Below are 14,093 nucleotides of genomic sequence, written 5' to 3' on the forward strand. Positions count from 1 at the left end.
CGCCACAGCCAACGAAGAACTCAAACGCCAGCATCGCCTCAAAGACCAATTTCTCGCCAATACCTCCCACGAACTGCGCACCCCCCTCAACGGGATTATCGGGTTGGCCGAATTTATGCTTGAGGCAGAACAACGCAATCCCCAAGACCGACAGGATCTAATTACCATTGCCCAAAGCGGTCGCCGATTGTCGAATCTGGTCAACGATATCCTCGATTTTTCCCAACTCAAGCATCAGAATATCGAACTTCAGCTCAAACCCTCTCCCCTGGAGGCGATCGTCGAAATGGTACTGACCCTCTCGCGTACCCTCGTCGGAAAAAAAAACCTGCAACTCACCAACGCCGTTCCCCCAGATTTACCTCCGGTGAGTGCCGATGAAAATCGCCTGCAACAGATTTTGTATAACCTGGTGGGCAACGCCATTAAGTTTACCGAGTCGGGAACGGTGGAGGTCTCGGCATCGGCATACGGGACGCCCGAACCCGATCGGATTGCCATCTGCGTGCGCGATACGGGCATCGGCATTCCCCCAGACAAGTTCGATCGCATTTTTGGCGAATTCGAGCAGGGAGACGGGTCTACGGCGCGGGAATACGGCGGGACGGGGTTGGGTTTGGCGGTGACTCGCAATTTGGTGCAGTTGCACGGGGGAGACATTTGGGTGGAGTCTCAGGTGGGAGAGGGATCGTGTTTTACCTTTACCTTGGCGATCGCTGTCGGTGTGGCAGCAGACCCCTCGCCCCTCGCACTTCAAGCTTCCATACCGATCGCCGCAGACGAGATATTACCTCCCGAGGCGATCGAGCGTCCGTTACCCCATCCGGAAAATGCCAACGGATTCAAAATCTTGCTCGTGGATGACGAACCGGTGAATTTGCAGGTTTTGATGAACCATCTTTGCCTGGAAAACTACACGATCGCCCAAGCCACAAACGGTCTAGAAGCCTTAGAAGCGATCGAGAACGGATTCGACCCCGATTTGATTTTGCTCGACGTGATGATGCCGAAAATGACGGGATACGAAGTCTGTCATCGGTTGCGCGAACAGTTCCCCGCCAGCGAACTGCCCATTTTGCTAGTGACGGCAAAAAATCAAGTTGCAGATGTGGTTGAAGGTCTATCTGCCGGGGCGAACGATTACCTCACCAAACCCGTTAACAAACAAGAACTTCTCGCTCGATTGAAAACGCACCTGAGTTTATCCCATCTCACCGCAGCTTACAGTTCTTTCGTCCCCCATGAATTTCTCAAATGTTTGAATAAAGAAAGTATTCTCGATATTTCTTTGGGAAACCAGGTCAAGCAAGAAATGAGCATCCTCTTTTCCGATATTCGCTCCTTCACGACCTTAAGCGAAAGTATGACCCCGGAGGATAATTTTAAGTTCATCAATGCCTACTTGTCTCGCATGGAACCGGCTATTTTGGAGCATCGCGGGTTTATCGATAAATACATTGGCGATGCGATTATGGCATTATTTAGAGGCAGTGCTGATGATGCTGTCGCTGCCGGAGTTTCGATGTTGCATCGGTTGCACGAATACAACCGAGAGCGAATCGAAGCCGGCTACGTTCCCATTCAAAATGGGATTGGCATTAATACGGGGGATGTCATGCTCGGAACCGTCGGCAGTCATAACCGGATGGACGGTACGGTCATTGGTGATGTAGTGAATTTAGCCTCTCGAATTGAAGGATTAACTAAAAAATACGGTGCGTCTTTATTAATTAGCGATTGCACCTTTTTCGCTTTAACAAATTACGATCGATATTATTTTAGAATCATCGATCGAGTTCAAGTCAAAGGAAAAGCGACAATGGTATCTGTTTTTGAGGTTTTTAATGCCGATTCTCCAGAACTTCGAGAAGGAAAATTTGCAACTAAAACAATATTCGAGCAAGCAATCGTGCTTTATAAACTCGGAAATTTTGAAGCAGCCAGAGATCTATTTAGCCAATGTTTAGCAGCCAATCCTGGAGATACCGCTGCCAAAACTTACTTAGAATGCACTCAAGCGATGGATAGATCTAGCGGGCAATCGATGCAATCGGTATAACTTTAAACTCACTCGACTCAAGCGCCTGCTCTATTGACTTAAAAGACTTTATTCGGATAACATACTCACTTAACCATCGATCGAATTAATTTTTTTCGAGCGGCAACTTCTTTCTTTGGGGTCAAACACCTCAGTCATAGTCAGTCGACCCTATTCTAAGATTTGAGATAGGATAAGAACTGGATTGCGTTCGATCGCAACTTGCCTAGATCCCTACGGCTTTGTCGATAATCTTTAGCAAACTAGTGCAAACACAAAGGCGATCTTTGAGGAGGTCGTTGCCACCGGATGGTAACTCTGATGGGATTGCGATCTCGATAAAAAGATCCGGCTGATTTGTTTGCGATCGATGGCATCACTTGCTCTTTTCTTTTGTGCTTCCGCTTCAGGTGTGCTCCTACAGGGGCGAGCGTCTCGTAAATTCTACTTTGGGATCGATCGCAGGTGAGTTCCCAACAATACTCAATGCCATGCCCCTTTATCCTAATTAGAGGATATGCTGCCGCGCGAGTCTTGATTTGAGTTGCGCTCTCGAGTTCCATCTGTGTCTGTATTGGGATCGTATCTGTATCACACATTTATTCATTCAACCATGTTACTGAGCAACTCAGGCTCTCCCACTCTGCTAGCCAAAGCACTCGATACCCATCCCACCGTCATTTCTCCAGATACCTCCGTTCTCGATACCATTTCTGTGATGAGTCAGACTCGGGCGAGTTACGTCCTGGTGATGGCAGGCGATCGACTCTTGGGAATCTTTACCGAACGAGATGTGGTGCGAGTCACCTGCGACGAGGTGGATTTGACGGGAGTGACGATCGATAAATTGATGACTTCGGGGGTAAAAACCATCCAACTCGATCGGGATACAGATATTTTCGGCATCTTGTCCAAGTTGCGGGCGGCGCGGATTCGCCACCTTCCGGCCGTAGACGAAGGGGGTCGAGTCATGGGTGTCATTACCCCTCACAGCTTGCGCCAAGCCCTCAACCCCACCGATATGCTGCAAATCCGGCAGGTGTCGAGCATTATGGTACCCAAAGTGACAACGGCAACCCCCAGCACTTCGATAAGTCAGGTTGCCCAACTCATGGCGCAACAACGGAAAAGCTCCGTTGTTATTTGCGAAGTGGAAACCAACGAGGACGGCGAAGGCCGAGAACGTCGCGATCGCCAAAAACCCCTTGGTATCATCACCGAACGGGATATCGTCCAGTACAAAACCCTAGGTCTCAACTTCTCCCAAATCCCGGCCCGAGATGCAATGAGTTCTCCCCTAATGCCGGTGCAGAAAAACACCCCCCTGTGGGAGGCCCATCAAATCATGCAAAATCAGCGAATTCGCCGCTTGGTGGTGGTGGACGAAGCTGGATATCTTGCAGGCATCATTACCCAAACCACCCTCCTCGAAGCGATTAATCCCGTCGATCTCAACAGTACCGTGGAACTGCTGCAACAAACCATCGACGAAAAGACCAAAGCCCTGCGAAATGCCAATACCCAAATGCAACAGGAAGTCGCCCAACGCATCGAAGCCGAAGCCCAGGTTCGGCGTCTCAACGAGGAATTGCAAAAACGGGTGCGAGAACAAGTGGTTTTCATCGATGCCCTCCACCAACACCAACAGCAACTCTCCCAACTCAATCAGGCTTACGAGCGTTTCGTCCCCCGGCAGTTTCTCCAGCTTTTGCACAAAAATAGCATTCTCGATGTGGAACTCGGCGATCGGGTGAAACAGGAAATGTCCATCTTGTTCTGTGATATTCGCTCCTTCACCAGCTTGAGCGAAAGTATGACTCCAGAGGATAATTTTCGGTTTATTAATGCCTACTTATCTCGCATGGAACCGGCAATCTTAGATAATGGTGGGTTTATTGATAAATACCTCGGCGATGCGATTATGGCACTGTTTGGTAGAAATGCAGATGATGCCGTGAAAGCGGGAATTGCCATGCTCGATACCTTGAGTCGATACAATAAAACCCGACAGCTTCCCGACCGACCGCCCATTAGAATTGGGATTGGTATTAATACGGGGGATTTGATGCTCGGAACTGTAGGGGGACAAACCCGCATGGATGGTACGGTGATTAGCGATGCTGTGAATCTGGCTTCTCGATTGGAGGGATTGACGAAAAATTACGGTGTATCTTTGTTGATTAGCGATCGCACGTTTGTGGAGATGAAAAATCAAAGCGATTACGATTTACGTCTGATCGATCGCGTGCAAGTGAAAGGCAAGTCGGAAATGGTGTCGGTGTTTGAAGTGTTTAATGCCGATCCACCTCACCTCAGAGAGGGTAAATTAGCGACAAAAACGATGTTCGAACAAGGGTTAGTCCTCTACAATATGGGGGCGTTTGAAGAGGCTAAAGAGTTATTCGATCGATGCTACCAGCAAAACCCAGAAGATCGCGCATCAACCATTTATTTAGAACGCACTCGGCAAGCACTCAAAAATAGTTTAGAAACGAGAAACGGTTCTCATTTAGAGATAGTTCGATAATAGAATCGATCGAAACTTCATGAGATTATAGCCATGAGTCGAAATCCCATTCTCGATTCCGATCGCTAATCGTATCCCAAACGATTTAGAACGATTACTTCGCATCCTCATACCCTGACTAGAATCTTAATAATTGTATCCCAAAATACCCACTAAAACTTTAGTCAGTTCAGTTAAATCGGCGGGAACTCGATATAAACTTAAGTCTTGAATTATATTTTTAGATTGACTGTTTAAAACTGCAAATTGCCAAATATTACCAATAGAAACTGCACCATAAATAAAATTCGTTTGCGCTCTCTTTTCAGTGTCGATCGCAATTAATTCTACAGCTAGCTGAGTAAATCCTTTTTGTAAGTCAGCATTTTTTGCTTCAATAACAAGCAACTGATTTTGAGATTGTAGATAATAATCTAACTCTCCTTTTAGTTGTTCGTTCACCATTAATGAATAGGCAACGCGAATCCGAGCTTTAGTATAATGAATGAGGTTCATTAAAACCGGAGCAATTAAAAACTCCCGTCTTGCCATTTCACTAATGAAGCTGACGCAAGATAAGTTTTCTTCGAGACTCTGTTTGAGAGAATCGATGCGATCGAACTCGCGATCGCATTTGGGTAGTTCTAGAGATTTTGCTTCGTATTCATACCCGAAATAGGATAAAATTTCATCGGGTTCTGAGTTCAGTTTAAAATAGTCAGAAAAAGTATAGGATTTATTTGGGTCGATAATTGAATATATTGACATTTATTAATTTTAAAATTACCTTGCTAAGAATGACTTTTAGATGAGTTTAAGTATTCTTTATTAACTATATAAATTTCTATATTTGTTAAAATTTGTCGCAAGTATGTAACGACTTTTTTTGTATATCCAATAATTCCTCTGCTGTTTTATCCCTTCCCACTTCTTCAAAAGATTTAAAGCCGTGAGCTAAGTCATTTCGATTTGACTTGACCACTAATAAATCAATGCCATCTCTTGTCTTCGCATAATCAGTTTTTGAAGAAAAACCATACTCATCTGCTGTTTTTCTAATTAACCTACCATCAATATTTCCTGAAAAGACATCTTCTTGATTAAAACTAGCTTGAATAATATCTAGAGAAATAGCTGTTATTTGTGAAATTACCTTGTCAGAATTTCTCTTCTTAAGGTTTTGTAATACAATCTTTTGAAGTTCGGGTTTGATGCGATCGAATGAAACTCTTTGATTATCTAAATCATTAAATATAGCTTCGATCGCATTTCTCATCGTAGACTCAACTAAATTATAAAGTAGTAAGAATCCACTAGCTTTTAAAGTTTTTTCTAAAGTTGGGTCTATATTTCTAATTTTAGGATTTCCATTTTTGTCTTCCATGCAGAGTTTTGTCGTTTCTTGCTCTAAACTCTTTAGAAAAATGAAATACTTGCTGACTTCTCGGCAACGTTCGTTAAAATTTTGACATAATAGACTTGTCATTAATATAAATTTTTTATTGACTTCGTAAAAATATATTTTCGATTAAATTAAGACTTTAAATCAAACACCACCTGTATTATTAATACATTCAAATATAGACTGAATCACATCTTCATTTGTATTATCCGTTAACACAATCGCTCGTAAAGTACTTCGCTGAAAGCGTTTTTGGCGTGCTAAAGGTAAATCGGAGAACCTAAAACCATTAAGTTTTTTAATTTCTTTTAAGTTTTTCAGCTTAAATTCATTATTTAAAAAATTTGCTAGAGTACGAATTCTTTGCCCCCCATCTATAATTTCTAATCGTTCTGAATTGCGATCTTTTGCAAAAATCAGAGAAGAAATTGGAAAACCTAATAAAATGGACTCTATAAATTCTGATTGCCGTCTTTCATCCCACACAAATTTACGTTGATAGGCAGGTATAAATAGCTTGTTTTTGTTATTTTTAATACCATCGAGATACTTTCTCATTAGCATTTCAACTGAATAATCTCTAGTATCATAATCAATGAGCTTTTGCTTTTCTCGAATTTCTAATTCGGCAGCTTCTCTTTGCTCGCTTGTGATTTGAGTATTGGCTGTCATCTTAATTCTTTTAATTACGAAAACGATTTAATATAGAGAGCAAATATGTGTAATTTGAGTCAACAAGATAAATCATCAATTTACCACCGTCGCGAACTTTGAAATGTTGCGATCGCCCCAGAACCGATCGACATAAAAATTAGAATCCAAATCACCAATCCCGGCATGAATCCCAGCGCACCCAGACCGCGCAGAATCCAAATAAATAAGGTTATCCCGACAATGACTCCAAATGTCTGATAGTAAATTTTATTTTTCGACTTCTTTTTCTGAGATTTACTCATCATCTTAAAACCTAATTTCAAACAGTCGATCGGGGCAAACGATCGCCAAACAATGAAGATAGAACCCAGTCGGGAGAAAGGTGGACAGTACGGTAACGGAATAACATTCAATTCCGACTCAAACAACTGCCCACCCGACAACTTTTCCTCTAACTTTGTGTCCTTCGTGCCTTTGTGGTAAACCCTAATTCGTCGTCAACAACTCCGCCGGCAACCGCTTAAACGACAAGCGTTCGTTCTCCACATCCACGAAAATCGTATCCCCTTCGGTAAACGTACTCCGCAGAATCGCCTTAGCAATCTGGGTTTCCAACTCCCGCTGAATCGCCCGTTTAATCGGTCGGGCCCCGTACACCGGATCGTACCCCACCTCCACGAGGAAATCGAGTGCCTCATCCGATAACTTCAGCGCCATTTTCCGATCTTCCAGACGGCGTTCCAAATTCAGGATTTGCAACTTGACGATTTGCCGCAACTCTTCTTTGCGCAACGCATGGAAGATAATCGTCTCGTCGATGCGATTGAGGAACTCCGGTCGGAATTCGGCGCGCAGTACATCCATTACCCGACCCTGCATTTCCTCGTAGTTATCATCGTCTCCCGCCACATCCAAAATGAACTGGGAACCGATATTGCTAGTCATGATAATCACGGTATTTTTGAAGTCCACCGTATGACCTTGCGCGTCCGTCACCCGGCCGTCGTCGAGGATTTGCAACATGATGTTGAACACATCTGGGTGGGCCTTCTCGATTTCGTCGAACAGAATCACTGCATAAGGACGGCGGCGAATGGCTTCGGTGAGTTGCCCCCCTTCGTCGTATCCCACGTATCCCGGAGGCGCGCCAACGAGGCGAGAAACGGTATGCTTCTCCATATATTCCGACATATCGATGCGGACCATGGCATCTTGGGTGTCGAACAGGTAAGCCGCCAGGGCTTTTGCCAACTCGGTTTTACCCACCCCCGTCGGTCCGAGGAAGATAAAACTCGCCACCGGACGATTGGGGTCGGCAAGTCCCGCGCGCGATCGCTGAATGGCATCGGCAACCGCCGTCACTGCCTCGTTTTGACCGATAACTCGTTCGTGCAGTTCGTCTTCGAGGTGAAGCAGTTTCTCCATCTCCGACTCCACCAATTTGCTGATGGGAATCCCCGTCCACTTGGAAATGATTTCGGCAATGTCAGCTTCGGTGACTTCTTCACGCAACAGAGAGTGACCGCTACTTTGGGTTTGTTCGAGTTGTTCTTCGGTTTGGTCGAGTTCTTTTTGCAACTCAGACAGCTTGCCAAACTTCAATTCGGCGGCGCGGTTGAGATCGTAGTTGCGTTCGGCTTGTTCGATTTCCACCTGAACTCGATCGATTTCCTCTTTGAGGTTTTTGCGCTTGTCGAGAACCTCTTTCTCTGCCTGCCATTGGGCGTTGAACGCCGATTGCCGTTCTTTCAAGTCGGCGAGTTCTTTATCCAATCGCTGCAACCGTTCTTGGGAGGCCGCATCGCTTTCCCGTTGCAGAGAGAGTCTCTCCATTTCCAGTTGCAGAATTTTACGATCGATTTCGTCGAGTTCCTCGGGTTTGGAGGTACTCTCCATCTTCAGTTTGGCCGCCGCTTCGTCCACCAAATCGATCGCCTTATCGGGCAAAAAGCGATCGCTGATATACCGCGTAGATAGGCTTGCCGCCGCCACCAAGGCGCTATCGGCAATCTTGACGTTGTGGTGGGTTTCGTAACGATCTTTGAGGCCTCGCAGAATCGATACCGTATCCTCAACGCTGGGTTGATCGACGAAGACTTGCTGGAATCGCCGTTCCAGGGCAGCATCTTTCTCGATATACTTGCGATACTCGTCTAGAGTCGTTGCGCCGATACAGCGAAGTTCCCCCCGCGCCAGCATCGGTTTGAGCAGGTTCCCCGCATCCATCGCCCCTTGGGTTGCCCCCGCGCCGACGACGGTATGGATTTCGTCGATGAACAGAACGATTTGCCCTTCCGATTCGGTGACTTCCTTGAGGACGGCTTTGAGGCGTTCTTCAAATTCGCCCCGATATTTCGCCCCGGCAATCAACGAACCCATATCCAGGGCGATGAGGGTGCGATCGCGCAAGGATTCGGGGACATCCCCTTTAACGATACGCTGGGCGAGACCTTCGGCGATCGCCGTTTTTTCCACCCCCGGTTCGCCGATCAGGACGGGATTGTTTTTGGTACGGCGAGAGAGGATTTGTACCGTGCGGCGAATCTCGTCGTCGCGGCCGATAACCGGATCGAGTTTCCCTTCTCGGGCGGCTTCGGTCAAGTCGCGGCCGTATTTTTCGAGGGAGTCGTATTTGCCTTCTGGATCTCGATCGGTCACGTTTTGAGTACCTCGTATTTGGGCGATCGTTTCTTTAAGTTGAGATTCACTTATTTTAAGTTCTCGGAAGAGGTTTTTTCCGAAGCGATCGTCTTTAATATAGGCAAGAATTAGATGTTCGATGGAAATATATTCATCATCGTATTCTTTTCGATAAGTATCGGCGCGATCGAGCAAACGATCCAAACTTTGCCCTAAGTAGATGGAACTACTACTACCAGATATTTTCGGTTGTTTGGCAATAAAGGCTTCGATACGATCGCGAATTGTCGGAACCGATACCCCCGCCCGATTTAAAATACTACTGGCTAAACCCTCTTGTTCGAGGAGTGCTTTAAACAGGAGTTCGCTTTCGAGTTTCTGTTGCCCGGCAGCTTTGGCAAGATCGGGGGTTCGGGAAATGGCTTCCCAGGCTTTTTCTGTAAATCGATCGGGATTGGTGGGTTGCATAAAATTTTGAATGAGTCGAGATTTCGTTAATTTTGGGGCGATCGCATCCGGATCGTTCCCGTAAACCTATTTTAGGAAGTTTTGCGTCCGGGTCTAGATCGGTGTTCTCGCCAAATTCAGGTGGCATTTCCGACATTGATTTAAGAAATAAGTAAGAGACATATCCAGAAAAGAGGAAGCGGGGAATGGGGATGAAAATTGATGATTTCGGTGCGAGGAGCGAATTAATCTTCAGAGTCGTAAGGTCGATTTTTGAAGTTGATATCGGACTTTATCTACTCAATATCAATCAAGATCGAAACAGCACCACCGATAACTTTAAAACTTATTTTCAATCGCCTACTACTTAATAAGTTTTATCCCGAAAGAGCAATACAAATTACCCCTGACACCATAACCGAGGCTCCGAAAACTCGTTCTTGGAATCCTGATTCTTTAAAAATTAATTTACTCCAAACTACGCTAAAAATGGCGCTGGTACGTTTGACTGAAATTACGTAAGCGACTAGGGTTAAATTGAGAGCGAACATTTGAAAAGCCACGGCGATCGCATTGAATAAACCAATCAAAACCAAGCTTTTCCCGATCGAACCCCATTTGCTTAATTTTAATCCGGAATTGATTATCACGAGTGGTGATAAAAGTAAAGTTATTCCCGCAAACATCGATGCCACCCAAAAAATTGGGGCAGAGTTTTGAACGCCGATTTTATCGAAATTAGCCGTAATACTCCACAAGAAAGCAACCAATAACCCCAGCTTTGTTCCTCTCTCTTTCCAAAGCATTTTAAACGGTGCGAGATAGCCCGATTTTCGAGCATTTAAGTTGAGTAGATATGCCCCTGTAACAATTAATGCAATACCAATGAAACCGCTGGGGTTGGGAAACTCTCCCACGATTAACGGCGAAGTCAGCAACAGAAAGAGTGGCGTAAATGTTGTCATCGGTGCCACTTTCGATAAATCCGAGGCTTGAATGGCTTTCATCAGAGCGAGAAATGCCAAACCATTTAGGATACTATTGACCGCAAGTGCCAAGAAAAAGCGATCGCCAATTTCAGGGATACCCGTTACGAACACTAACGGGAGAAGAAAAACAACCGTGAAAAAATTTAACGACCATGCCACGATGTAGACATCGTTTGTTTTCAGAGATTTTTTATTAAAAACATCGCGAAAGGATTCGCAAATTGCCGTCGTGAGTGCGAAAAAAAACCAGAGCATCGATTAAGCTCGATCGAGGAAATGAAGCGTTGTATTTTTCCCGATCGGATTGGATTCGATGGAAATAGAAAATGCGATCGCGATCGCCTGATTCAATATCATTTTCAATGTTTAGGCTCTGAGAAAAAGGTAGACTCGACTAGTTTATCTTGAGAACTGAACCTAATTCTATCGCAACGGCTACATCAAGTTGCGAGGACTTACACATACAGAATAAATTTAGTGGCGGTGGTGCGCTTCGTGCCTCAACACACCCTACAAGTAAACGTTTTGCGATGGCAATACATCAAGTTGCCAAGAACCATAGACTGAAGCATCCACTTAAACTGAAGCATCCTCTACCACCCGAATCTGCGATTGCCAGCAGGGGGAAACGGAAGAATTGCGATCGCCCAGTTGCAGCCATCCAAACGCCAACAGACTCAACGCCACACTGCCGAGTAGGATGCCAATTTTACGGTGGGTACGAGGAGGAGATGTCGTTTCTTGGGTTAAGCTCGATCGCAACTGCTCGTTCGACTTGTCAAGGGAATTGTTTGCTTTTAAACGATCGAGATTGACAGATTGTTGCTTTTTTCCTTTCATGACACGCTTTGAACCTCTCGTGGCAAACGACGATCGTTGCCTTTCCCTATCTACAGTAATGGGCGATCGCAGATTTGTCGTTGCAGAAAATCTCAGGACTTTATCGAGGCAAAATCTCAGGAAAATACAGGGTATCCTCAGATCCCGATCGGACTGAATTCAGGATACATTCAATTTTTGGTGCTATCCATCGGGAGTAATGTCAGTGCGTAGGTGAAGTGCGAAACTAACAGTACTCCTAAAAAGAGAGTTTTTCAAAGAGATCGGCAACGGGTAGGGAAAAGCCAGGAACTACATCTTCTCCATCAAGAGAGTCGATCGATTTGAGCAAGCGATCGGGTTCGGTAGCGCAACGGTATACCAAAATGTAATGCTCTTTCGGGTGCACGATCCATGCCAAACGGGCGCCATTCTCGAAATATTCTACCAATTTCGCGTGCATTTCTTCCACTGTATTGCCCGGAGAAAGAATTTCGATCGCCAAATCAGGCGCACCGTCGAGGAAACCATCGGGAAGATCCTCGAGTCCTTGCAGTCGTTCTTTGGAAACGAAGGAAATATCAGGTGCTCGTCGGTTGCCATTTTTCATTTTAAAGGCAGTGCTAGAATCCATTAAAACGCCCAATTTTTGAGTTGAGACGCAGTTAAATAATGCTGCACTCAAGATAATGGCAACATAACCGTGTTTTGCACCAGAATTTCCCATCTCAATTAATTCTCCATTCACTAGTTCGTAGCGATTTCCATCGCGGCTAAGAGCCATGAATTCTTCATCTGTCCAGACTTTTCGATCGGGCGGATTTTCAACGTTCTCTTCGATGGAGTTTTGAGCTAAGGTTTGAACGAGGGTAGACATGGAGTTTCTCCTAGAACATGACTTCTATCGTAATACTAAAATTATCGCTAAAGAAATCTAGCGATTGGACATCAAGCTTCGCCGAACATTTCCAAAATTCGATCGGACAAAGTTTAAGATTACTTTGAGAGTAGCCGAAGAATCGTACTTTCAACCCTGCCGATCTAAAATTTCTCCCCAACCGCATTCAAAAATCGATCGATACTTTGACCCCACAAATCTCGATCGACCGTTACCAGTAATTGATGTCCGGCATCGGGAAAGATCGTCAATTGTTTTTCTCCCGGAAATACGGCCAATAATTCATCAATTTGAGCCAAACTCATCCACCGATCGTCTTCGCCATGCAATACTAAAGTGGGAACGCGAACTTGCCTCGCATCGGCAATGGGATTGTGGGCAAACCCGTTAAATCCCTGCTGAATTCCGCCCCAGAAAACGATAAGTTCCGCAGCGGGAAACGTGGGAATTCCCCGATCGGCTAGGCGTACTCTCACCGCATCCAATAGGCGCGAAAACGGCAGTTCGAGAACGATCGCATCGGGGGTTACATTCTCTCGAGAAACCGCCCGCAGAATCGCCGCACTGCCCATAGAAACCCCGTACAGAACAATGGGCGATCGCCGTTGTAACTGCTGTTGCAATTCTCGGGCGTAATCCACCGCCAGGGCGACATCTTTGGCTTCGAGAACGCCGATGGTACTGGTACTGCCGCTGGAACCTCCCACCCCTCGAAAATCCACCAGCAGCGCGTCGTAACCCAGACCGTGTAATACTTGTGCCGGTGCGAGGAGTTGTTTGCCTTTGCTGCCGCCTTGGCCGGGAAATAGGAGAATCGTGCCTTTGGATGAGTCAGTATTCGATGCCGGGATGAACCAGGATTCCAACCACTCCCGATCGTTTACTCGAATGCGACGGGTGGTATATTCAAGTCCGAAATCGCTGGGTAGCCGGGAATTTACAGGTCTGGGAAGACCGATGCCGAAGGTTCCCGGCGGGGTAAAATGGGTCAGGCTGTAGGCGAAAATGAAAGCCAGTAGATTGAGAATCGCAAAGAACGCCACCGCCATCCAACCCAGCCGTTGCAGCCATTGCCGGTGTTGCCAAAAGCCCCAAAATTGCGCCAGCAACAAGCAAACCAAACCGCTACCTCCGAGAAACACCAGCATCGGCTTGAGGGGAAGCTGCCATGCATTGACAATTCCGGCACGGTGCAGCAGCCACAGAAGTGCGATCGCAATGGCTAATAGCATCCAGGCTATCCTACCGGCAACTGTGAGATGCCGTTGCGCCGCAGATTTCGGTTGAGCGATCGGTTTGGGTTTCATGGTAGGCTTGACGAGCTTCTCAGGATAAATGCTCCCCAAAGTCAATTGTCGTGGGAGAATCTCGAAACGATGGCAACGATCGCCAATCCTGACAATGGCTTCGTTTTTGGCAATGACAACAAGCTGTTACGGAAAGAAAAGTTGTCCGATCGAAGTTGTCAGGGGAATGGGGAGAGAAATTGATGAATTCGAGAATATGGCGATTGCGTTATGTCACTTCTTAATCGGCATTCCCGGTAGCGGTAAATCCACCTTTGCCCAGAAGTGGATCGAAGCCGATCCATCCTACTCAATTAGGGCTTGCTGAATAAGTCTTAAAAAAACTCATCCATCCTTCCATGAGTTGTCAAGCCCAGAGACTGATAAGTAGATATGGCTTTATAAGAATATATT

Annotated in this window: 12 protein-coding genes; 3 read left to right on the forward strand and 9 right to left on the reverse strand. The window is 45.8% G+C overall.

Annotation, left to right across the window (positions count from 1 at the left end; genetic code table 11):
• Positions 1-2,059, forward strand: a 2,059-nt coding sequence (locus IQ235_RS04990) for an ATP-binding protein (protein ID WP_264320396.1), incomplete at its 5' end; no start/stop codon positions are given.
• Positions 2,060-2,651: 592 nt separating this feature from the next.
• Positions 2,652-4,565 carry a CBS domain-containing protein gene (locus tag IQ235_RS04995; RefSeq protein WP_264320397.1) on the forward strand — a complete coding sequence of 638 codons (1,914 nt, stop codon included), beginning with the start codon at positions 2,652-2,654 and terminating at the stop codon, positions 4,563-4,565.
• Between the two features lie 126 nt (positions 4,566-4,691).
• On the opposite strand, the gene IQ235_RS05000 is transcribed toward IQ235_RS04995, so the two are convergent.
• The 9 genes from IQ235_RS05000 to IQ235_RS05040 form a co-directional block, all read right to left on the reverse strand.
• Positions 4,692-5,312 (reverse strand): hypothetical protein, encoded by a 621-nt coding sequence (locus IQ235_RS05000; RefSeq protein ID WP_264320398.1) that lies wholly within the window; start codon positions 5,310-5,312, stop codon positions 4,692-4,694.
• 85 nt (positions 5,313-5,397) lie between these two features.
• A complete protein-coding gene (locus IQ235_RS05005; RefSeq protein WP_264320399.1) occupies positions 5,398-6,030 on the reverse strand; it encodes an MAE_28990/MAE_18760 family HEPN-like nuclease in 633 nt (210 codons plus the stop codon).
• A 60-nt stretch (positions 6,031-6,090) separates the two neighbouring features.
• Positions 6,091-6,618 carry a DUF262 domain-containing protein gene (locus IQ235_RS05010; RefSeq protein ID WP_264320400.1) on the reverse strand — a complete coding sequence of 176 codons (528 nt, stop codon included), beginning with the start codon at positions 6,616-6,618 and terminating at the stop codon, positions 6,091-6,093.
• A gap of 80 nt (positions 6,619-6,698) precedes the next feature.
• Positions 6,699-6,905, reverse strand: a complete 207-nt coding sequence (locus IQ235_RS05015; protein WP_264320401.1) for a hypothetical protein — start codon at positions 6,903-6,905, stop codon at positions 6,699-6,701.
• Positions 6,906-7,086: 181 nt separating this feature from the next.
• Positions 7,087-9,708, reverse strand: a complete 2,622-nt coding sequence (gene clpB / locus IQ235_RS05020; protein ID WP_264320402.1) for an ATP-dependent chaperone ClpB — start codon at positions 9,706-9,708, stop codon at positions 7,087-7,089.
• Between the two features lie 356 nt (positions 9,709-10,064).
• Positions 10,065-10,931: an EamA family transporter gene (locus IQ235_RS05025; RefSeq protein ID WP_264320403.1), complete on the reverse strand. Its 867-nt coding sequence runs from the start codon at positions 10,929-10,931 to the stop codon at positions 10,065-10,067.
• 321 nt (positions 10,932-11,252) lie between these two features.
• Positions 11,253-11,516, reverse strand: a complete 264-nt coding sequence (locus IQ235_RS05030; RefSeq protein ID WP_264320404.1) for a hypothetical protein — start codon at positions 11,514-11,516, stop codon at positions 11,253-11,255.
• 238 nt (positions 11,517-11,754) lie between these two features.
• Positions 11,755-12,372, reverse strand: coding sequence for a Uma2 family endonuclease (locus IQ235_RS05035; protein ID WP_264320405.1), 618 nt, complete (start codon positions 12,370-12,372; stop codon positions 11,755-11,757).
• A 164-nt stretch (positions 12,373-12,536) separates the two neighbouring features.
• Positions 12,537-13,700 carry an alpha/beta fold hydrolase gene (locus IQ235_RS05040; protein ID WP_264320406.1) on the reverse strand — a complete coding sequence of 388 codons (1,164 nt, stop codon included), beginning with the start codon at positions 13,698-13,700 and terminating at the stop codon, positions 12,537-12,539.
• A gap of 112 nt (positions 13,701-13,812) precedes the next feature.
• Here IQ235_RS05040 and IQ235_RS05045 point away from each other — a divergent pair, with 112 nt between their 5' ends.
• On the forward strand, positions 13,813-14,007 hold the full coding sequence (locus tag IQ235_RS05045; protein ID WP_264320407.1) for an ATP-binding protein: 195 nt from the start codon (positions 13,813-13,815) through the stop codon (positions 14,005-14,007).
• Positions 14,008-14,093: the final 86 nt, after the last annotated feature.

Origin of the sequence: Zarconia navalis LEGE 11467 (assembly GCF_015207075.1) — a bacterium.
Classification (GTDB): domain Bacteria; phylum Cyanobacteriota; class Cyanobacteriia; order Cyanobacteriales; family Geitlerinemataceae; genus Zarconia; species Zarconia navalis.

Coding starts and splice junctions, on each gene's coding strand:
- IQ235_RS05030 (WP_264320404.1), bottom strand. CDS start 11,516: ATGAAAGGAAAAAAGCAACAATCTGTCAATCTCGATCGTTTAAAAGCA.
- clpB (WP_264320402.1), bottom strand. CDS start 9,708: ATGCAACCCACCAATCCCGATCGATTTACAGAAAAAGCCTGGGAAGCC.
- IQ235_RS05015 (WP_264320401.1), bottom strand. CDS start 6,905: ATGATGAGTAAATCTCAGAAAAAGAAGTCGAAAAATAAAATTTACTAT.
- IQ235_RS05010 (WP_264320400.1), bottom strand. CDS start 6,618: ATGACAGCCAATACTCAAATCACAAGCGAGCAAAGAGAAGCTGCCGAA.
- IQ235_RS05040 (WP_264320406.1), bottom strand. CDS start 13,700: ATGAAACCCAAACCGATCGCTCAACCGAAATCTGCGGCGCAACGGCAT.
- IQ235_RS05025 (WP_264320403.1), bottom strand. CDS start 10,931: ATGCTCTGGTTTTTTTTCGCACTCACGACGGCAATTTGCGAATCCTTT.
- IQ235_RS05035 (WP_264320405.1), bottom strand. CDS start 12,372: ATGTCTACCCTCGTTCAAACCTTAGCTCAAAACTCCATCGAAGAGAAC.
- IQ235_RS04995 (WP_264320397.1), top strand. CDS start 2,652: ATGTTACTGAGCAACTCAGGCTCTCCCACTCTGCTAGCCAAAGCACTC.
- IQ235_RS05005 (WP_264320399.1), bottom strand. CDS start 6,030: ATGACAAGTCTATTATGTCAAAATTTTAACGAACGTTGCCGAGAAGTC.
- IQ235_RS05000 (WP_264320398.1), bottom strand. CDS start 5,312: ATGTCAATATATTCAATTATCGACCCAAATAAATCCTATACTTTTTCT.
- IQ235_RS05045 (WP_264320407.1), top strand. CDS start 13,813: ATGACAACAAGCTGTTACGGAAAGAAAAGTTGTCCGATCGAAGTTGTC.